Source organism: Flavobacterium sp. CECT 9288, assembly GCF_918731615.1.
Lineage (GTDB): Bacteria > Bacteroidota > Bacteroidia > Flavobacteriales > Flavobacteriaceae > Flavobacterium.
This window is the reverse complement of record NZ_OU957226.1, coordinates 3,284,265-3,305,505: the sequence shown is the minus strand read 5'-3', so window position 1 is coordinate 3,305,505 and position 21,241 is coordinate 3,284,265. Positions and strand designations below refer to the sequence as shown.

At 35.3% G+C, this 21,241-nt stretch carries 19 protein-coding genes; 9 read left to right on the top strand and 10 right to left on the bottom strand.

Annotated elements, in window-relative coordinates:
* Nucleotides 1–109 precede the first annotated feature (109 nt).
* Entirely contained in the window at nt 110–1,048 is a 939-nt protein-coding gene (locus LQ189_RS14615; protein ID WP_230158165.1) for an L-threonine 3-dehydrogenase, read from the bottom strand.
* Between the two features lie 224 nt (nt 1,049–1,272).
* On the opposite strand from LQ189_RS14615, the gene LQ189_RS14610 reads away from it, so the two are divergent.
* The gene (locus tag LQ189_RS14610; protein WP_230158164.1) at nt 1,273–1,878 is read left to right on the top strand and encodes a hypothetical protein; all 606 of its coding nucleotides are present in this window, start codon (nt 1,273–1,275) and stop codon (nt 1,876–1,878) included.
* Nucleotides 1,871–5,239, top strand: a complete 3,369-nt coding sequence (mfd, locus tag LQ189_RS14605; protein ID WP_230158162.1) for a transcription-repair coupling factor — start codon at nt 1,871–1,873, stop codon at nt 5,237–5,239. Before LQ189_RS14610 ends, mfd begins: the two co-directional genes overlap by 8 nt.
* Nucleotides 5,240–5,299: 60 nt before the next feature.
* Here mfd and LQ189_RS14600 read toward each other — a convergent pair whose 3' ends face one another.
* From LQ189_RS14600 to LQ189_RS14590, 3 genes are all read right to left on the bottom strand, one after another.
* Nucleotides 5,300–5,956: an aspartate kinase gene (locus LQ189_RS14600; protein ID WP_158730369.1), complete on the bottom strand. Its 657-nt coding sequence runs from the start codon at nt 5,954–5,956 to the stop codon at nt 5,300–5,302.
* A gap of 109 nt (nt 5,957–6,065) precedes the next feature.
* Nucleotides 6,066–6,425: a YraN family protein gene (locus tag LQ189_RS14595; RefSeq protein ID WP_230158160.1), complete on the bottom strand. Its 360-nt coding sequence runs from the start codon at nt 6,423–6,425 to the stop codon at nt 6,066–6,068.
* Nucleotides 6,426–6,577: 152 nt separating this feature from the next.
* Nucleotides 6,578–7,474: an LD-carboxypeptidase gene (locus LQ189_RS14590; protein ID WP_230158158.1), complete on the bottom strand. Its 897-nt coding sequence runs from the start codon at nt 7,472–7,474 to the stop codon at nt 6,578–6,580.
* A 209-nt stretch (nt 7,475–7,683) separates the two neighbouring features.
* Here LQ189_RS14590 and LQ189_RS14585 point away from each other — a divergent pair, with 209 nt between their 5' ends.
* From LQ189_RS14585 to LQ189_RS14575, 3 genes are all read left to right on the top strand, one after another.
* Nucleotides 7,684–8,808 carry an endonuclease/exonuclease/phosphatase family protein gene (locus tag LQ189_RS14585; RefSeq protein ID WP_230158156.1) on the top strand — a complete coding sequence of 375 codons (1,125 nt, stop codon included), beginning with the start codon at nt 7,684–7,686 and terminating at the stop codon, nt 8,806–8,808.
* 98 nt (nt 8,809–8,906) lie between these two features.
* Entirely contained in the window at nt 8,907–9,446 is a 540-nt protein-coding gene (locus tag LQ189_RS14580; protein ID WP_230158154.1) for a 3-hydroxyanthranilate 3,4-dioxygenase, read from the top strand.
* Nucleotides 9,447–9,642: 196 nt separating this feature from the next.
* Nucleotides 9,643–11,196 (top strand): aldehyde dehydrogenase family protein, encoded by a 1,554-nt coding sequence (locus LQ189_RS14575; protein WP_230158152.1) that lies wholly within the window; start codon nt 9,643–9,645, stop codon nt 11,194–11,196.
* A gap of 76 nt (nt 11,197–11,272) precedes the next feature.
* Here LQ189_RS14575 and LQ189_RS14570 read toward each other — a convergent pair whose 3' ends face one another.
* From LQ189_RS14570 to LQ189_RS14545, 6 genes are all read right to left on the bottom strand, one after another.
* Nucleotides 11,273–11,770 (bottom strand): DUF6646 family protein, encoded by a 498-nt coding sequence (locus LQ189_RS14570; RefSeq protein WP_230158150.1) that lies wholly within the window; start codon nt 11,768–11,770, stop codon nt 11,273–11,275.
* 41 nt (nt 11,771–11,811) lie between these two features.
* Nucleotides 11,812–12,537: a metallophosphoesterase family protein gene (locus LQ189_RS14565; protein ID WP_086454405.1), complete on the bottom strand. Its 726-nt coding sequence runs from the start codon at nt 12,535–12,537 to the stop codon at nt 11,812–11,814.
* Nucleotides 12,538–12,983: 446 nt separating this feature from the next.
* Nucleotides 12,984–14,123, bottom strand: a complete 1,140-nt coding sequence (locus LQ189_RS14560; protein ID WP_230158142.1) for an ATP-binding protein — start codon at nt 14,121–14,123, stop codon at nt 12,984–12,986.
* A 51-nt stretch (nt 14,124–14,174) separates the two neighbouring features.
* Nucleotides 14,175–14,564 carry a four helix bundle protein gene (locus LQ189_RS14555; RefSeq protein WP_230158140.1) on the bottom strand — a complete coding sequence of 130 codons (390 nt, stop codon included), beginning with the start codon at nt 14,562–14,564 and terminating at the stop codon, nt 14,175–14,177.
* A 57-nt stretch (nt 14,565–14,621) separates the two neighbouring features.
* The gene (locus tag LQ189_RS14550) at nt 14,622–15,374 is read right to left on the bottom strand and encodes an SDR family NAD(P)-dependent oxidoreductase (RefSeq protein ID WP_230158139.1); all 753 of its coding nucleotides are present in this window, start codon (nt 15,372–15,374) and stop codon (nt 14,622–14,624) included.
* Between the two features lie 37 nt (nt 15,375–15,411).
* Entirely contained in the window at nt 15,412–16,284 is an 873-nt protein-coding gene (locus LQ189_RS14545; protein WP_158730355.1) for an aldo/keto reductase family oxidoreductase, read from the bottom strand.
* A 212-nt stretch (nt 16,285–16,496) separates the two neighbouring features.
* On the opposite strand from LQ189_RS14545, the gene LQ189_RS14540 reads away from it, so the two are divergent.
* The 4 genes from LQ189_RS14540 to LQ189_RS14525 all read left to right on the top strand — a co-directional run bounded on the left by LQ189_RS14540 (nt 16,497) and on the right by LQ189_RS14525 (nt 21,188).
* The gene (locus LQ189_RS14540) at nt 16,497–17,501 is read left to right on the top strand and encodes a MoxR family ATPase (protein ID WP_086453249.1); all 1,005 of its coding nucleotides are present in this window, start codon (nt 16,497–16,499) and stop codon (nt 17,499–17,501) included.
* 84 nt (nt 17,502–17,585) lie between these two features.
* Nucleotides 17,586–18,449, top strand: a complete 864-nt coding sequence (locus LQ189_RS14535) for a DUF58 domain-containing protein (protein WP_230158137.1) — start codon at nt 17,586–17,588, stop codon at nt 18,447–18,449.
* A 106-nt stretch (nt 18,450–18,555) separates the two neighbouring features.
* A complete protein-coding gene (locus LQ189_RS14530; RefSeq protein ID WP_230158135.1) occupies nt 18,556–20,187 on the top strand; it encodes a hypothetical protein in 1,632 nt (543 codons plus the stop codon).
* On the top strand, nt 20,187–21,188 hold the full coding sequence (locus tag LQ189_RS14525; RefSeq protein ID WP_230158134.1) for a VWA domain-containing protein: 1,002 nt from the start codon (nt 20,187–20,189) through the stop codon (nt 21,186–21,188). The genes LQ189_RS14530 and LQ189_RS14525 overlap by 1 nt, the downstream gene beginning before the upstream one ends.
* The last annotated feature ends 53 nt before the right edge of the window (nt 21,189–21,241 follow it).

Here is a 21,241-nt window from a genome sequence, read left to right as displayed (position 1 = left end):
CGCTCGTGATGATAGCCCTGAGTATTCCTAAAATAGGTTGACAAGTTTTTCAAATGAAAAAACGCCGCAAAACATCAATTTTGCGGCGTTTTGTTTATGTTCAAAAAATTTACTTCAAATGCTCTAGCATATCCACCGTCATGCTTGCTAAATCAAACTCATGATTCCAGTTCCAGTCTTCGCGAGCACTGCTGTCATCAATACTTGCTGGCCAGCTGTCGGCAATTTTCTGACGGAAATCTGGCTCGTACGTAATGGTAAATTCAGGAATGTGTTTCTTGATTTCGGCAGCAATTTCTGTTGGCGTAAAGCTCATAGCAGCAAGGTTGTATGAGGAACGAATTTTTATTTCTTCTACAGGCGCTTGCATGATTTTAATGGTTGCTGCAATAGCATCGTCCATATACATCATCGGCATTTTAGTTTCTGAGGATAAAAAACACTCGTATTTTTGATCGGCGAGTGCTTTGTGATAAATATCTACAGCATAATCTGTAGTTCCGCCACCAGGAGGCGATGACCAACTGATCAAACCTGGATAACGTATGCTACGTACATCTACACCAAAGATATTGTGGTAATACTCACACCATCTTTCGCCTGCTTGTTTACTGATACCATAAACCGTTGATGGCTCCATAATCGTGTATTGTGGTGTGTTTTCTTTCGGGGTTGTTGGTCCAAAAACTGCAATGCTTGATGGCCAAAATATCTTTTTTATTTTTCCGGCTTTCGCCAAATTCAAAACATGAAATAAAGAGTTCATATTCAAGTCCCATGCAAATGCTGGGTTTTTCTCGGCTGTTGCTGATAAAAGCGCCGCCATTAAATACACATCAGTAATTTGATGTACTTCAACTAAATGCTCAATCTGATTAAAATCTAACGCATTTACCACTTCAAAGGGCCCTGAATTTACGACATCAATATTTAATTTACGGATATCAGAGGCTATAACATTTTCTGTTCCGTAAATTGCGCGTAACTTTTGCGTAAGCTCTGTTCCTATTTGGCCACAAGCGCCTATAATTAATATTTTTGTACTCATGTTTTTTAAGTTTTGTTAAGCAAAGATAACGTTTTCGAAAATATCAAAAAATTATTATAATCTTTATAAAAACATATAAAAATTAGTAATGTGCTATTTCTTACTGCTAATTGTTTGTTTTTTTATTGCTAAAATACAATATATAGGTACTAGATTGTTATTCGATTTCTATAATTCATAATTGTAAATTTACTTTGTAACTTTGTACTTTAACTTATGTAAAAATGAAATACTCTTCCTTTGTGTTCCTCATGCTGGTTTTACTTGTAAGCTCTTGTAAAGATGAGGTTGATAACCGCGTTTTGGAAAACAAAAAAGAAGTTCAAAAACAAGAAGTGATCTTAAAAAACATTCAAAAAAATTGGAATTTTTATGACACTCCTCTTACTGATGCTTCCGAGAAAAGTTTGTCTTCCTGGAATGAATTCCGACTTTTTCTTGATGAATTATCTCAAGAACCAAAAAACACAGCCAACGCCTACCAGCGTAAAGCCAAAGCACTTTCTAAAAAAGCAATTGCGCTACAGGATAAAATTCCTTTTGAATTTGACAAACCTCAAATAAAAAGTAGAATTGCAACCCTAGTTACTAAGGTTCGAATGCTTGACTTATTCATACATCTGGATCAAATTCCAGATAAAAAAGTGGTTCTTTTGATAGCAGAAATAAATCTAGAATTAGTTTCGCTACAAAGACAAATGGATAAAATTGTAGAAAAAAGTAAGATCCCGCTAGAAGAAGGGGAATCTGAGCTTAGACGAATGCTAGATTCTACACGAGCAATTCCAAATACACCAATAATAGACCCAAATATACCCCGAGTTGAGTAAAACTGCCCTATACACGATCTATGATAATACGCCTCAAAACCTGCAAATTGTTGCGTGTTTACAGGATAACAACGCCGTAAAAATGCATTTGTCGGGACTCTTGGGTTCGGCAGTGTCATTGGTAATTCGCTCTATTTTCAAAAAAGCAGAGTTGCCTTTTTTAATTGTTTTAAACAATAAGGAAGAAGCGGCCTACTACTTGAATGATTTGGAACAGATTATTGGTGATCAAGACGTACTTTTTTATCCCGGTTCGTTTCGTCGTCCGTACGAAATTGAGGAAACAGATAACGCTAATGTACTGCTTCGTGCCGAAGTATTGAATCGTATAAATTCTAGAAAAAAACCCGCCGTTATTGTAACGTATCCCGAGGCTTTGTTTGAAAAAGTGGTTACCAGAAAAGAGTTGGATAAAAACACCTTAAAAGTGGCGATCAATGATAAAATTTCGATAGACTTTATCAACGAAGTTTTATTTGAATACGAGTTTAAAAGAGTTGATTTTATTACTGAGCCTGGAGAATTTTCGGTTCGTGGAGGAATCGTGGATGTATTTTCATTTTCAAATGACGATCCGTACCGAATTGAGTTTTTTGGGGACGAAGTAGAGAGTATCAGAACCTTCGATGTAGCAACACAATTGTCTATTGCAACTCAGAAAAAGATCACTATAATTCCAAATGTTGAAAACAAAGTTTTTCAGGAAAATCGAGAAAGTTTTTTAGATTATGTTTCAGAGAAAACGGTCATTTTTATTCAAAATACCGAAGATTTTTTAGCACAACTTGACAAGCAATTTGGGAAAGCTGAGGAAGCTTTTGCAAAATTATCACAGGAAATAAAACGCGCTTCACCAGAACAATTGTTTCTGAATCAAGCCGAATTTATAAAAAGAGCTTTGGATTTCTCGATCGTCGAATGGAGTTCGAAGGCCATCTTTAGAACTACCAAAAAATTTGAATACCACATAAAACCACAGCCTTCATTTAACAAACAATTTGATTTGTTATTGAATAATTTAAACGAAAATCATTTCAACGGCTACAAAAATTATTTGTTTTGTTCGAATGATGCGCAAGCCAAGCGTTTTCATGATATTTTTGAAAGTTTAGACGAAGCCAATTCCGAAAACATTCGCAAGCAATATCACACCATTGTGCTGCCGTTGTATCAAGGTTTTATTGACGAAGAAAACCAAATCACGTGTTACACCGACCACCAAATTTTTGAACGCTATCATAAATTCAGCATCAAAAATGGCTATTCGAAAAAACAAAATATCACTTTAAAAGAACTCACGACACTTTCGGTTGGGGATTATGTTACGCACATTGACCACGGAATTGGACGCTTTGGAGGGTTGCAAAAAATACAAGTCGAAGGCAAAACACAAGAAGCGATCAAGCTCGTTTATGCCGATAATGATATTGTGTATGTGAGTATTCACTCGCTGCACAAAATTTCAAAATACAACGGAAAAGACGGTACGCCTCCCAAAATATACAAACTGGGTTCGAATGCTTGGAAAATTTTAAAACAAAAAACTAAGGCGCGTGTTAAGCATATTGCCTTCAATTTGATTCAGCTTTACGCCAAAAGAAGACTTGAAAAAGGATTTCAATACGCGCCCGACAGTTATTTGCAAAATGAGTTAGAAAGCTCATTCATTTACGAGGATACGCCAGACCAAACTAAATCAACCGCAGAAGTAAAAGCGGATATGGAAAGCGATAGACCGATGGATCGCTTGGTTTGTGGTGACGTAGGTTTTGGTAAAACCGAAGTGGCGATTCGTGCGGCTTTCAAAGCAGTGGACAATAGCAAACAAGTTGCCATTTTGGTTCCCACAACCATTTTGGCTTATCAACATTACCGCACTTTTACGGAACGATTGAAAGATATGCCGGTTTCAATAGGGTATTTAAATCGTTTTAGAACCGCCAAACAAAAAGCCGAAACATTAAAATTATTAGCCGAAGGTAAACTCGATATTGTTATAGGAACGCATCAATTAGTCAACAAAAATGTAGTTTTCAAAGACCTTGGTTTATTGATTGTAGATGAGGAGCAAAAATTTGGTGTAAACGTTAAAGACAAGCTCAAAACCATTGCTGCTAATGTAGATACTTTAACTTTAACGGCAACTCCAATTCCGAGAACCTTACAGTTTTCATTGATGGCAGCGCGAGATTTGTCAGTTATTACAACACCTCCGCCAAATAGATATCCTATTGAAACGAATGTGGTTGGCTTTAGCGAAGAGACTATTCGAGATGCGATTTCGTATGAAATTCAGCGAAACGGACAGGTTTTCTTTATCAATAACCGAATAGAAAATATTAAGGAAGTAGCTGGCATGATTCAGCGTTTGGTTCCCAATGCAAGAGTAGGTATTGGTCACGGCCAAATGGATGGTAAAAAACTCGAAGAGTTGATGTTGGCCTTCATGAACGGTGAATTTGATGTTTTAGTCGCAACAACCATTATAGAAAGCGGATTGGATGTACCGAATGCGAATACGATTTTCATCAATAATGCCAATAATTTCGGACTGTCTGATTTGCATCAAATGCGTGGTCGAGTAGGGCGTAGCAACAAGAAAGCGTTCTGTTATTTTATTTGTCCGCCATATTCAAGTATGACCGAAGATGCTCGTAAACGTATTCAGGCCTTGGAACAATTCAGTGAATTGGGCAGCGGATTTAACATTGCCATGAAAGATTTAGAAATTCGTGGTGCAGGAGATTTATTGGGCGGTGAGCAAAGCGGTTTCATCAACGAAATTGGTTTTGATACTTATCAAAAAATCATGAACGAGGCTATTGATGAGTTAAAAGAAAACGAATTCAAAGATTTGTATCCTGAAGAAAATAATATTGAAACAAAAGAATATGTAAAAGACCTTCAAATAGATACTGATTTTGAACTATTGTTTTCTGATGAGTACATCAATAATGTATCGGAACGATTGAGTTTGTACAATGAATTAGGTGCCATCAAAAACGAAGAGGAATTAATCGTATTTCAAAATAAATTGATTGATCGATTCGGACCTATGCCGCCACGTGCCAAAGCGTTGATGAATAGTATTCGTATTAAATGGATCGCTACACGAATAGGAATTGAGAAATTGGTATTGAAGCAAGGCAAGATGATTGGTTATTTTGTTTCAGATCAACAATCGGATTACTACCAATCCAAGCGATTTATGCAAGTTGTGAATTTTGTGCAAAAAAACAGTTCTATTTGTAGAATGAAAGAAAAGCAAACTCCAGCAGGATTACGTTTGCTATTAACCTTTGATGACGCCAAAACTACTCGCAGGTGTTTGGAATTGATGGAGATGTTGGGTGGGGAGTAAGATATTGTCAAAACTTCCAGCCTTTTGAAGGCTGGAAGCTTTGTTTATTTTAGAATGTTTTTAATTCTTCAAATCCTTTATTACTTTAAATGCCACATCTACTTGTTCTTCACTTACTAAAATAGTGAACTCGTTTGATGTCGAAATTACCTCATTGATAATAATTCCTTCCCAAGCCAAACGTTGAAAGATGAAATAGTAAATACCAGGAACTACAATGTTTTCTTTGGGTAATTTTACAGTAATTGAGGCTAGATCATCAAGTTTTTGAATCAGTTTTTCGCTTGCAAAATGTTTGTCTACAAGATGATTGATGCTGTTGCTTACTACAATATTCGTTTCGTTTACCCCTCTTGATGAAGTATAAAAAATGTCTGGCAATGCATTGATATCCGCAATTAAATCAGCCTGTTTGTTCAAAACCGTTTCTGAGGCTGCAAAAGTATAGTCCGTCAATGCTGATCGAACGGTGATTTCGCCAATATTTTTTATGACTTTGTTAATCTTGTGGTTGAGTCTAAAATCCAGTTCCTCTGTTAATCTCTTCAACGCCATTACTACAGCACCTTGTTTCACTTCTTTACCAAATTCACTCTCCAACTCTGTCATTATATTTCGGGATAATGAAGTTAAATTGATGATGCCTAGTGATAATGCATTCAATAAAAAAGGTTTTGTTTTAATGTAGTTTTCAACAATTGAAGAAACAGTTTTCATGATGGATTTTTTTAGTTGGTCGTTATTTTACGCGTAGTTAGTGTGTAAATAGAGTGCAAAGATAAATAAAAAAACATTTTGTTACAAATATAACATCTAGAAAATGTGTTTAAAAGTGATAAAACGCATCGATAAGGTGCTCAATCACAAAAGATTTATCTTCTTTATGAATGGCTATAATATCAAAACGAACTTCGAGGTCAAGATCATTTTGAGTGACATAAGCATCTACAGCCTTTACTAAGAGTTGGATTTTTTTTGGCTTCACAAAATCCTGAGGTAAACCAAAATCCAAGGAAGATCTTGTTTTTACTTCGACCACAGCAAGAACAGCTGCTTTTTCAGCCAAGATGTCAATTTCTGCTTTTTGAAACGTATAATTGGTTTGCAAAATAGTGTAGCCTTCCTTTTGCAGGAACTCAACAGCCATTTCTTCTCCAAGTTTACCAAGTTCGTTGTGTTCAGCCATTTAAAAATTTTGTTTCAAGTTTTGAGGTTTCAAGTTTTTTAATTTCTGCAACTAAAATTCATCAATAAAAAAACATAATTCAGTGTACTGCATACGTTCCTAAACTACTTCTGGCAAGTCTCCCACTCCTTCGGACGGAGTAGGCTTTTTTTTTATTCAAATGTAAGCGTTCCGCCTTTTTCCTGCACGTCTAGTGTGACCTTACTTCCCAAAATCAATGCTCTATTGTCTTGAATGTGCCCGGCTGGGAAATTATACAATATTGGAATTGAGTATTTTTGTGTAACGTCTTCAATAATTTCGAGTGCATTTTTACCCCACGGAATATCGTTATCTTTCATTTTGGTCATAGATCCTACTACAATTCCTTTGATACTTTCGAGGCAACCGTTGCGCTTTAAGTTCATCATCATGCGGTCGATATGATATAAATATTCATCTAAATCTTCGATAAATAAAATTTTATCAGAACAATCAATTGCAGATGTAGAGCCAAACAGACTGTACAAGATGGATAAATTTCCGCCAACTAATTGACCTGTTGCTTTTCCGAGTTTGTTTTTTGAAAAGGATGTAACCGAATAAGATAATTTCTCACCAAACAAAGCTTTTCGTAATGATTCAACTGCTTGCGGTGTTGCTCGTGGCGCAGTAAGTGGCATGATAGCATGAAGCGATTGGTATCCTAAGGTATTCAAATGACTGTGTAAAACGGTCACATCGCTAAAACCAACGATCCATTTTGGATTTTTTTTAAAATTTGTAAAATCTAATAAGTCGACCATTCTAACCGTGCCATAGCCGCCTTTCACACACCAAATTGCTTTGATGTTAGGGTTGTCTAACTGCGCTTGAAAATCGGCTGCGCGTTGCTCATCTGTACCCGCTAGTTGGTTGTTGTCTAAGCCTATTGTCTTTCCTATTACTACTTCAAGACCCCAACTGTGTAGCAAGTCAATTGCTGGCTTTAAGTTATCATCAATATTTTTTCTGGCTGTTGCTACAAGGGCAATTGTATCTCCTTTTTGTAAATAAGGTGGTGTTATCATAGTGGGTTGGGATTGACAAGGGAATGTTCGAAAAACAAAAATAAACAATAGTACCCAATAAAAAATGGGATTATAAATGTTGTGTGTATTGGTATACTGTTTCATCAAATTAAGCAACACGGTTTATGATTTCAAAGATAGTCATTTAAGAAAGAATACGAAATTCGATACAAATCACTATTTTTATCCTGAATTAATTGATTTTAATTATGTTGTACTTTAAAGTTAGGTTTTACAAAACCCTATTAGCACTCGTTTTTTTGTTGGGTTGGAGTTCAGTTGGGAATGCTCAGTCCAAAAAATACATTATTCATACTGTAGCTTTTTATAATTTCGAAAATTTATTCGACACCATAAACGACCCAGACACTTATGATGAGGAGTGGACGCCTGGAGGAACTCAAAAATGGACGTATGATAAATACCAAAAAAAACTTAGTAATCTAGCTCGTGTACTAGGCGAAATTGGTTCTTCAGAAAATCCAGATTCACCCACATTCATTGGTGGATGCGAGATAGAAAACCGTGCTGTACTAGAAGACCTTGTGAAAGAACCAAAAATCATTGATAAAGAGTATGGAATCATACATTTTGATTCGCCCGATAAAAGAGGAATCGATGTAGCCTTATTGTATCAAAAAAAGAAATTCCAACCTACTAGCTTTAGCAATATCCCTCTATATCTTTATAAAAAAGGAAACTCACAAACCGAAGAGGTTCTCGAAAAAACAGATGATATAACTGATGATAAGCCCCAGGTAAACACTAAAAATTATAGAGTGTATACTAGAGACCAACTTTTAGTAACTGGTTTTCTAGAGGGTGAGGAAATACATATTATTGTAAACCATTGGCCATCGCGTTCTGGAGGTGAAAAAAAATCAAGTCCGTATCGTGAGGCAGCAGGTTTGCTAAACAGGAAAATAATTGATTCGTTACAGCGAATTAATCCAGAAGCAAAAATCATCACCATGGGCGATCTCAATGATGGACCTTATAATAAAAGCGTAAAAATAGGGCTTGGCGCCAAAGCCAAAAAAGCCTCCGTTCCAGAGTTTGGGATTTACAACCCCTTCGAAGAAATGGCTCAGAAAGGTTTAGGTACCATTGCGCACCGAGATGCCTGGGATATTTTTGATCAAATAATGCTTTCCGAAACTTTAATTCGTTCCGATTTCTCCAGTTATCGTTTCTGGAAAGCAGGTATTTACAACAAGTCTTTTTTGATACAAAGCAGTGGGCAATACAAAGGATATCCGTTGCGTCATTCAGTATCCGAAATTGGTTTCAGCGATCACTTTCCCGTTTATATTTATTTAATCAAACAAAAATAAGGCTAAGCTACCTTCGTTTTTTTGTCAAAAATTAGTCGCTTGATTCATTTAAAATCTTAGTACCTTAGTGGCTTAGTAACTTTGAAACTCATACTAAAATGGCAATCGCAAAACCTTTCAACCTCAATGCATGGATTAATGAGAACCGTCATCTTCTTAAACCGCCCGTTGGGAACAAAAATTTATATACAGAGTCTGGTGATTATATCGTTATGGTTGTTGCTGGTCCAAACGCCCGTAAAGACTATCATTACAACGAAACCGAAGAACTATTTTACCAACTTGAAGGTTCTATAAAAGTAATTATTCAAGAAGATGGAGAGCGCAAGGAAATGGAATTACATCCTGGCGACATGTATCTTAATCCAGCCAAAACGCCTCATTCGCCTGTGCGTTCCGAGGGTTCTATTGGGCTGGTTATTGAACGCAAACGTGCGGGTCAAGGTTTTACCGATGGCTTACTGTGGTTTTGCGATAATTGCAACCACAAACTTCATGAAGTTTATTTTGAACTGCACAATATCGAAAAAGATTTCCTGCCGCATTTCAAACATTTCTATAATTCAGAAAGCTTGCGCACTTGCGATTCGTGTGGCACAGTCATGCAGGCCGATCCTAAATTTGTTTCTAAAGACTAGTTTTTTTAGGAGCTTTTTCCCGTTATCCGCTGTATTCCCGATTAAAAAAACTACGGCCGAGAAAGCCTTGTTTTTTAAAATCGGGAGATGCCGCTACTACCGGGGCTAGAACAAAATAAAATACCAAAGTGTATTTTTCAAGCTTAAATCAATATATTTGTAAAAAAATATAACAATATTTAATAAAAAAGTTACAATGATAACAATAGCAGATCAATTCGGAATGAAAGAAGCATTGGCGCAATTGGGCGTACAACCCATAAACGAAGGAACGTCAACAGGAATAAATCATTTTTCAAACGGTGAAATTCTAGAAAGTCATTCACCAGTAGATGGCCAGCTGATAGCTTCGGTAAAAACAACGACCGCTGCCGATTATGAGAAAGTAATGCAAACTGCTACGGAGGCATTCAAGACTTTTAAAACAATGCCAGCGCCACAACGCGGTGAAATTGTACGCCAGTTTGGTGAAAAATTACGTAAAAATAAAGAAGCTTTAGGCAAGTTAGTTTCCTATGAAATGGGGAAATCATTGCAAGAAGGATATGGAGAAGTTCAAGAAATGATTGACATCTGTGATTTTGCGGTAGGATTATCTCGTCAATTACACGGTTTAACCATGCACTCTGAACGTCCTGGACATAGAATGTATGAACAATACCATCCAATGGGAGTTGTGGGAATTATTTCAGCTTTCAATTTTCCAGTAGCAGTTTGGGCTTGGAACACAGCATTAGCTTGGATTTGCGGCGATGTTTGCGTTTGGAAACCATCTGAAAAAACACCACTTTGTGGTATTGCTTGCCAAAATATTATTGCCGAAGTAATTAAAGAAAACAACCTTCCAGAAGGAATTTCTTGTTTGATCAACGGAGATTATAAAGTAGGCGAAATGATGACTAACGACAAACGCGTTCCATTAGTATCCGCAACAGGTTCTACTCGTATGGGTAAAATTGTAGCGCAAGCGGTTGCTGCTCGTCTTGGAAAATCATTGTTAGAATTAGGTGGTAACAATGCCATCATTGTAACTCCTGATGCGGATATAAAAATGACAGTTATTGGTGCTGTATTTGGTGCTGTAGGAACAGCAGGGCAACGTTGTACTTCAACACGTAGATTGATCATTCACGAAAGTATTTATGATACGGTAAAAGATGCCATGGTATCGGCTTACAAGCAATTGCGTATTGGTAATCCATTGGATGAAAACAACCATGTTGGGCCATTAATTGATACTCATGCTGTAGAAATGTATAATAAAGCATTAGAAAAAGTAGTTGCCGAAGGTGGAAAAATTCTTGTAGAAGGTGGAGTACTTTCTGGTGAAGGTTTTGAAAGTGGTTGTTATGTAAAACCAGCTATTGCTGAGGCTGACAACGCTTTTGAAATTGTACAACACGAAACTTTTGCTCCTGTATTGTATTTGCTGAAATATTCTGGAACGGTAGAGAATGCCATTGCAATTCAAAACGGAGTAGCACAAGGATTGTCATCTGCAATTATGACCAACAATTTGCGTGAAGCAGAATTATTCTTATCAGTAACGGGTTCTGATTGTGGTATAGCAAACGTAAACATTGGAACTTCAGGAGCTGAAATTGGAGGTGCTTTTGGTGGTGAAAAAGAAACTGGTGGCGGGCGTGAGTCTGGTTCTGATGCTTGGAAAGTGTATATGCGTCGTCAAACCAATACCATCAATTACACCACAAGTTTACCCTTAGCACAAGGAATCAAATTTGATTTGTAATCGAATAAATAGAAATACTAAAAAAGGCAATTTGAAATTTCAAATTGCCTTTTTTTATTTTCAAAATAGTTTTGTTTTACAAATTGAAAGACGCTCCAACATTAAATGTGAACTGATTGTTTAATTTGTCAAAACCTACCGGATTAGTTTTGTAGCTAGCAATAGGAATTCCAGCTTCGGTAAAAATTCCGAAACCTTCAGTAAAGAAATAACGGAAACCCAAGTGAGCACCAAAATTGCGTAAACCTAAGTCAAGACCAGGATAGATATCCATTTTTGGGTCTAGTTCAAATACGTTTCCTAAATTAGCGCTAAATCTTCCTTTTACGTCAATTCTATCTCCAAATTCTGGTTTGTTTCCCAGCGCATCATTCGACACAGATAATAAATAAGAAGACGCAATCCCGAAAGACATGTTTTCCCCCAAACCAAAATCTGTTGCAACTCTTATTCCTGTACCTCCGTCTTGAATTGTTGCACCAAGGTCAAATTTTACATCTCCAGCTCCTTTAAAAGCTTGCGCTTGTGACAGACCTACTGTTAATAGCAATGCTAGTGTAATAATCTTTTTCATACTTATTTTTTTTTAATGGTGTAAAAGTACTGCAATAATAATTAATTTCTTCCTTTTTCGTCAAAATACAATTGATGTAAAGGCTCGCTTTGCCAGAACTCTTTAGTATCTACATCAAGTATGGTTAGAGCTCCTTTAAAAGCAGCTCCTGTGTCTACGTTCCATACATTTGCTTTTTGTACGGGAGTGGTTTCACCTATACGGGTCACAGGAGTGTGTCCTATGTAAATTTCTTCATATAATGTAAAACGTTTCGGGTAAAATGGGTGGTCTGTTTTCATTCTCTCGTCAAGAGCTAGTGCTGTTTCCCACAAGGTTCTATCCCAGTAAAACTGTCCCGGAAAATATTCAAAATTAACTCCGTTTATATTTGTGAAACCAGCATGAACATACAAGCGTCTTTTATCATCAAGATGGTAATTTTCTAATGATTTTAAAAAAGCAATGTGTTTTTGTTTTGTAGCTACACTTACAAGTTCATAGGCGTTTACGGTTGCTTCGCCGCCATGTTTATACCATAATAGATTGTCTTTACTCTCATCAAGCCATTCTAGTAACAAATCATCGTGATTGCCACGTATACAAACACAATTTTGTTTTGTTTGTAAATCTATAATAAAATCTAGTACTTGAGGGGATTGACTCCATCCATCAACATAATCACCTAAAAAAATAAGTTTATCTTTTGTGGTAACTTTGGCTCTTTCCATTATTTGGTGGAGTGCTCTTAAACCACCATGGATATCGCCAATTACAAGTGTTCTCATGTACGTACTATTTTTTTTAATGTTGCAAAAATACTATATAATTACTCTAGTTGATACTTTTTTTAAAAGCCAAAATACACTTTCTTTTTTACTTTTAAGATTAAAGAATAGCTGAATTTACTTTTTTTCTAAGTTGTTTTTTACAATTTTAAAAATCACTGTTTTTAGTGAGTAATTATTTAGTTTTTTTAGTTTAAATTTACAAAAAATACTAAATTTATTTAAAATGGGCGTAATTGTAGAATTATCATTGCTTGTAGCTAAATTTATTTGCCAATTAGTTAAAGAATTGGTAGCTTTTTTTTAGCGAACTATCTTTTTTTGTAATTTCAACTATTTACTTTTTTAAATAATGGTAAATGGTTATTATTTTATTGACTATTATGAAATTAAAAAGGAATACATCCCATACGTGTTTAATTTTAAAGTCATACGTAATGTCCTTTCTACTGTACATCATATTTCATTTTTCTCAAAACTCTCAAAGCTTCTTTAAACGATAAATACACTTGTTTAAAAGGTTTTAATACTAGTTTAGCATCAATCAGTTTTTGTTTAGCATCTTCAAAACCGTTGAGGTAACAAATCATTAAGGTAGAGGGTAAGTTTTCTAAATCTTTATTTTCTCTAATACTCAATTCAAATCCCTTTTCTAGCTTTTTTAAAATACTAAGGTTCACATTATAAATGTGAAATAGTAATTTTTTATTGAATTCTGGCGGTTGAAATAAAAATTCTCGTTCAATTTTATAGTATCCATTATCTTGAAAATGGATGGTTTGTTTTTCAAGTGGATAATAGCTGGTTTTATCATTTAAACCCAATGGAACATACTCAATAATAGTAAAAGTATCTTCGTTAAAAGTGATTTCAACCACATCTTGTGCCGAATAAAAGAGTTTAATTTGCTCATTAATTAATTCAATATCTACACGAGAAAGATAGGTTTTGTCTCGATATTTTTTAGTAATACCTGCCCAACAAATAACAAATAATTCTTTGAAGACTTTGTATTTTGGTGACATATCCTTGTGTCGAAGGTTCATAAAATCCATAACGCCATCAAGCGTATTTTCAATGCTATTTCTGGAGTTGTTTTCAATACCAATTACGGTTTCGGTGTTTTGATAATTTTTTTCAAAGTCTCCGTCAAGTGGTATGGTATTGCTGCCGCGTCTAATAAAAATAGATGCTATGGGGATGGTATGAATTCCTTTTTTAAAGCACGAAATTTTGTTTTTTGGTTTTATAGTCACCAAGCCAACAACTTTGTCTTTTGGTAAATTTGGAAAAGGAACATTCTCGTATTGAATTTTGGGCGGATTTTCTAGATAGGCGTTTACAAGATTTTGGATACGGCTATCGTCAAAAAAATCATCACCTACAATTGTATTTTCTTGATCTTCAACTCCCACAACTATGTATGAATTATTAGTAGGATTAGAGTTAGAAAGAGCACAAATGTGTTTTAAAAATTTTGCTTTTCCCTCACGAGAGTGTAAGTTCAACTGTCTTTTTTTATCATAAAAACTACTCTCGTCATTGTGAGCGAGTAAGTTTTTAATAAGAAGACGTTTGTTGATCATCGTTATTTTTTATTATTTATTTCTATTTTTATTGTTGGCAAGACAGAGTTATTAGTCATATTTTGATCCTTTTCTGTCAGAACTCTTTAAAAAATTCATGAATTTTGAAATTTGGTCAATTATAATTTGAGATTTTAAAGTTAACTCCAAAAACTTTTCTTCGTTGATATGTTTTCTGTCGAAGGTACGCTGTAATTGTGCTTTTGTTTCACAACATGAACCTCTTGAATAACTCAAAAAAGTAATAAATTCTTTGTTTCCTCCGCGACCAAAACCCTCAGCAATATTATCCATAACTGACCCAGAAGAACCATTGATTTGATCCCTTAATTTATAATCTTGACCAAGAGTTGTGTTTTGAATCAAATGCCAAACATGATTGCTTTGTTCTCTGGCTAATTGATAAATTCCCATTTCCTCAAAAGAATTGTAATTCGCCATATTCGAAGATTTTATAAATAATCAATAGAAATAAATAATAATCAATAGAAATAATAATTAATCTCTTTTTAAAATAGTAGCTGCTGCTTGGGCTGTTGGTAGCACCATCAAGTCGGCAATGTTTACGTGATAGGGTCTAGATACCACAAAATGAATAATATCGGCAATATCCTCGGCATGTAGGGGTTCAAATCCTTTATATACATTTGCGGCTTTTTCTGTATCGCCTTTAAATCGTACTTCGCTAAACTCAGTCTCTACAGCGCCAGGATGTATGCCACCCACTCGTATGCCGTAGGGATTTAAGTCCATTCTCATAGCTTGGTTGAGGGCATCAACAGCGTGTTTTGAGGCACAATATACATTTCCATTTGGATACACTTCTTTCCCAGCTATAGAGCCTATGTTAATGATATGACCTGATTTTCGTTCTATCATTCCAGGAATCACAGCTTTTGAAACATATAAAAGTCCCTTGACATTAATATCGATCATAGCGTCCCAATCGTCTAAATTTCCATTTTGTATTGGGTCAAGACCATGTGCGTTTCCTGCATTATTAATCAAAATATCTATGGTTTCAAAGTTTTCTGGAATTGAGTTAATACTATCAAAAACCGCCTTCTTGTCACGTACATCAAAGTTTAAAGTGTGAACTTCGGTAAGTTTTGAGAGTTCTTGTTTTAAATCATCTAGTCGATCTTCTCGTCTTCCGCAAAGGATAATTTTATAATTGTTTTTTGCTAAAAGCTGTGCGGTTGCTTTTCCTATACCGCTAGTAGCTCCAGTTATTAATGCAGTTTTAGTCATTATTAGGATAATTTTATTTTAAAAAGATTAAAAGATACTAAGGTACTTTATGACCCATGCTTTCGGTCCAGATAGCAAACCAATCTTCATGTTCTAGCTCTAATTCAACTGCTTTTTGTAGTGATTGAATGCGTGCCACATTTACAGTTCCTGCAATAGGAATTACTTGAGCTGGATGTTTTAAAATCCAAGCCAATAAAATAGAATCAGATCCTAAATGGTATTTTGAAACCAGCGTAGCTAGTAATTTTTTTAGTCTTCTCGTTTGTGGGATATCCTCTCTAAAAACGGATCCGAGTGGATTCCATGACATAGGACGAATGCCGTGAATTTGCATATAGTCAAGGCTGCCATCTAGCATGGGCTCATGATGCGTAGCCGAAAACTGAATTTGATTGAATGAAACTTCGGTCTTGGTGCGGATGAGTTCTGTTTGTGAGGTGGTAAAATTTGATAATCCGAAATCATTAATTTTCCCAGCCGTTTTTAATTTTAAAACCGCCTCAGCAATTTCATCTGCTTGCATTAAAGGGCTAGGTCTGTGCAATAAGAGTACATCTAGATAATCTGTTTGCAAGTTTTTCAAGGAATTATCAACTGAGTTTATGATGTATTCTTGTGAATATTGGTAATTTTTAACGGTGTTGTTTCTGTTTTCAGTTACCATTTGAATGCCACATTTAGAGATTAGTTGTATTCTTTCTCTATCTATTTTACTTGCAGCTAATGCTTTACCAAATTCAAATTCGGTGGTGTAATCTCCATAAATATCAGCATGGTCAAAAGTGCTTATTTTATTTTCAAGACATACATTGATCATATTTTCCATTTCTTTGGTATTGAGTTTTTTATCCCAAATTCCCCAATTCATGACCCCTGCTATTATGGGTGATATTTTTGTTTTGCTCATGGTTGATTTTTTTTGTTTAAAGGTACAAAACTTTGAAATCAAAGTATAATATTCAAAGTTCTTAAAAATATAAAAATTGTATCACAATATGTCCTTAAAATTACCTATTTTATTGAAGTTTTAACCATTTTTTAACATCTTACTTCTAAAAAAAAATTCAATTTGCAGCTTCAAAACGAAGGCATTAAATACAAGGTTTTAAAAAAGATATAATGGAAGAAAATACGGGGACTTTAGACATAAGAGCTATCAATGAAAAAATAGAAAGAGAGAGTGCGTTCATAGATCTTTTGACTATGGAAATGAACAAAGTCATTGTGGGTCAAAAACACATGGTTGAGCGATTGTTGATTGGGCTTTTAGGGCAAGGTCATATTTTACTTGAAGGTGTACCTGGACTTGCAAAGACTCTTGCCATAAACACTTTGGCGCAAGCCGTTCAAGGATCTTTTAGCAGAATCCAGTTTACTCCAGATTTGCTTCCTGCGGATGTTGTGGGTACTATGATTTACAACATTAAGGCAAATGAATTTTCTATAAAAAAAGGTCCTATTTTTGCCAATTTTGTTTTGGCAGATGAGATCAACCGTGCTCCAGCCAAAGTACAATCGGCATTACTTGAGGCGATGCAGGAAAAGCAAGTAACCATTGGTGACACTACTTTTAAACTAGACAGACCTTTCTTAGTATTGGCAACACAAAATCCAGTAGAACAAGAAGGGACGTATCAATTGCCTGAGGCTCAAGTGGATCGTTTTATGTTGAAAACGGTTATCGATTACCCTAAGATGGAAGATGAACGCCTTGTAATTCGTCAAAACTTAAAAGGAAGCTATGAAAAAGTAAATGCTGTAGTATCTGTTGAACAAATTTTGCGTGCGCAAGAAGCCGTAAGAGAGGTGTACATGGATGAAAAAATTGAAAAATACATTTTGGATATTGTGTTTGCAACGCGTTATCCTGAAAAATATAAACTAGCTGATTTAAAACCTTTAATCAGTTTTGGAGCTTCTCCTCGTGGAAGTATCAATTTGGCGAATGCCGCAAAATGTTATGCTTTTATCAAGCGCCGTGGGTATGTTATTCCTGAAGATGTTCGTGCAGTTGTGCATGATGTGTTACGCCACCGTATAGGAATTACGTATGAGGCCGAAGCAGAAAACGTTACGTCTGTTGACATCATCAATAAAATTGTAAACGAAGTAGAAGTACCTTAAAAATTAGTTTTCAGTTTTTAGTTACAGTGTACAAGATATGACTTGTACACTGCGACTGAAAACTGCGACTGAAAACTAAAAAAAATGGATACAAAAGATCTCTTAAAAAAAGTTCGAAAAATAGAAATTAAAACCAGAAGATTGAGCGATCACATCTTCTCGGGTGAATATCACACCTCATTTAAAGGACGCGGAATGACCTTTAGTGAGGTGCGACAGTACCAATATGGGGATGACATTCGAGCAATTGACTGGAATGTAACCGCAAGATATAATGAAGCACACGTAAAAGTTTTTGAGGAAGAACGAGAGCTGACCATGATGCTAATGGTAGATATCTCGGGATCAGAAAGTTTTGGTTCTAAAAATCAATTTAAGAAAGATATTGTTACAGAGATTGCGGCAACTATGGCTTTTTCAGCCACTCAAAACAATGATAAGATTGGTTTAATTTTGTTTTCTGACCAAATAGAATTGTATATTCCACCAAAAAAAGGAAGGTCGCATGTATTAAGAATCATTAGAGAATTGATAGAGTTTGAGCCAAAGAGCAAAAAAACAGATTTAGCGCAAGCCTTAAAGTTTTTATCAGGAACTCAAAAAAAGAAAGCAATAGTATTTGTTATTTCTGATTTTATGGCAAACGGTTATGAACAAACACTAAAAATTGCTGCCAAAAAACATGATGTTACTGGAATACGAGTATATGATATTCGGGAAGAAAAAATGCCAGATTTAGGAATGGTTCCTATGCTTGATGCCGAAACAGGTGCTATTGAGTTGATTAACACAGGGTCTAAAACAGTTCGTACTAGTTATGAAAAACACTACCATGATAAGGTAAATTATTTTAAGGAAACGTTTAGTAAATCAGGTTCAGGTGTGGTGAACACAAGAGTTGATGAAAGTTATGTGACTAAGTTGCTGAGTTACTTTAAATCGAGGTAATAAAATCAGATTTTTGATAAAAAATAAATAGAAGTTTCGGGCTTAAATAGGGCATTACAAATTGTTTACCTGCAATCAAAAATCAAAAGAGGTTCAATAATACAACATGAAAAAACATTTATATCTACTACTATTGCTGCTTTCTACGGCTGTTTTTGCACAACAAAAGCAAGTGGTTACAAGTATTGATACAATAAAAAATAAGATTGGTGCCGAGTTTAAGTTGTCCATAAAAACAACGGTAGATTCGTCAAGCCGAGTAATTTTTCCAAAATCGAGAAACTTTGGCGCATTAGAAGTCATTCAGTCTTATCCAGTTGATACCGTTAAAATAGACGGTAGGTATGAATTGACAAAAAGATACGGACTTACCCAGTTTGATTCTGGGAGGTATGTTATTCCTAGGTTTAAAATTTTCATCAACAACCAAGCCTTTCTTACAGATTCACTTTTAGTAGAAGTTGCCAATGTGCAAGTGGATACACTAAAACAAAAAATGTATGACATTAAAGACATTGCTCCAGAAGAGGAGACTATGGGTAACTGGTGGAAATATGTTTTGTCAATTCTATTACTTGCCGGGATTGCTGTTTTAGTTTATTGGTTTCTAAAAAAGCGTCAGGAGAAAAAATTACAAGAAGAAGTTTTTAAAACTCCTATTGAAAAAGCAACAACATTACTAGACACCTTAGAGCGAAAAGAACTTTGGCAAAAAGGAGAAGTCAAGGCTTATTATAGTGAATTAACGGATATTGCCAGAAATTATATCGAAGAAGCGATTGAAATTCCAGCCATGGAAAGCACAACATCTGAGTTGATTCAGGGATTAAGAGCGGCTTCTGTCAAAAGGAAAATGACACTTTCAAAGGAAATTATTGAAAATCTGGAGCGTGTTTTAAAACAAGCCGATTTAGTAAAATTTGCCAAATCAAAACCTCTTGATTTTGAAATAACGGAGGATCGCAACAAAATTCAAAAAGTTATTTTAACGTTAGATAAATCAATTCCAGTTGAGGTTCCGCTTGAAGAAGAATTACTTTTAAACGAAGCTCAAAAACAAAAACAAATTGAATTACAATTACGCAAGCAAAGAAAAAAACGCATTCAAACCGCTATTGCAAGTGTTGTTTTTCTTGTAACAGCTGTGACCGCTTATTTTATTGCAACTAGAGGTTTTGATTTTGTGAAAGACAACATTATGGGTCACCCTACTAAGGAATTATTAGAGGGCGAATGGGTGAAAAGTGAATACGGAAATCCAGGTATTATCATTGAAACTCCAAAGGTTTTAAAACGTGTAGACCTTACCAAAACGCTTCCTAAAAACGGAATGGCATTGATCAAAGAAATGCAATCTTTTGGTTATGGTAGCATTGTAGATCGTTTCTATGTGATGGTTTCTACTTTAAAATATAAGGCCGAAACTCAAATTGACTTGGCCAAATCAATGGACGGTGCTTTACAATCTTTAGAAGCACAAGGAGCACAAAACATGATTGTCAAACAAGAAGAATTTGAAACGCCAGAAGGTGTAAAAGGATTAAAAGCCTACGGAACTTTTTCTCAACTAGACAGCCAAAACAAAACTACAGCACGAATGTATTATGAGGCACTATTGTTTAGTCAAGAAGGCGGTTTGCAACAAATTTTAATTTTTCATGAAGAAGGAGATTCTTATGGAAATGAAATTTCGGAACGGGTTTTAAATACAGTCGAATTAAAACAAGCAAGTAAATAATGGACAAAATCACTTTTTTAAACCCAGAATTTTTTTGGTTGTTTGTATTAATCCCAATTGTTGTTTTTTGGTTTTTCCAAAAAAACAAGCAGCAATCGGCTACCTTGAAAATGAGTTCATTGGAAGGATTCAAAGGTTCAGAATCATTTTTGACCAAGTTAAAACCCATGTTAAACGTGTTGCGAGTACTCTCCTTATGCTCATTAATCGTTGCATTGGCACGACCAAGAACGGTAGACATTAGCAATAAAACGAAAACTACAAAAGGGATTGATATTGTAATGGCAATTGACGTATCAGGAAGTATGCTTGCCAAAGATTTGAAACCTAATAGAATGGAAGCCCTCAAGAGAGTAGCAGCCGATTTTGTTCAAGAAAGACCAAATGACCGAATTGGGCTTGTGGTTTATGCCTCTGAAGCGTATACAAAAACACCAGTAACCAGTGATAAAGCTGTTATTCTTAATGCCATTAACAGCATTAAATATGACAATGTTTTGCAAGACGGAACCGGAATAGGTATGGGACTAGCAACTGCAGTAAACAGATTAAAAGACAGTCAAGCTAAAAGTAAAGTGGTTATTTTATTGACAGATGGTGTAAATAATGCCGGATTTATTGAGCCAGAAACGGCATCTGACATTGCTAAACAATACGGAATAAAAGTGTATACGGTAGGAATTGGCACTAATGGTATGGCAATGTTTCCGTATGCTATTGCGCCTAATGGAAAATTTTTGTTCCAAATGATGAAAGTGGAGATTGATGAGCAATTAATGAAAAATATTGCCAAGAAAACCGATGGAAAATATTTTAGAGCAACCAGTAATAATAAGTTAGCCGAGATTTATGCATCGATCAATAAACTAGAAACTACAGAAATAGAAGAACTTAAGTTTTATGATTATGATGAAAAATTCAGACCGTTTATATGGCTTGCTGGATTTTTAGTATTGCTGGAAGTAGGATTAAGAAATACGGTTTTTAGAAGCTTTGTATAATGACAGTCGCTCTCACAGTTTTCAGTTCAAAACTATAGCGGAATACTGCGACT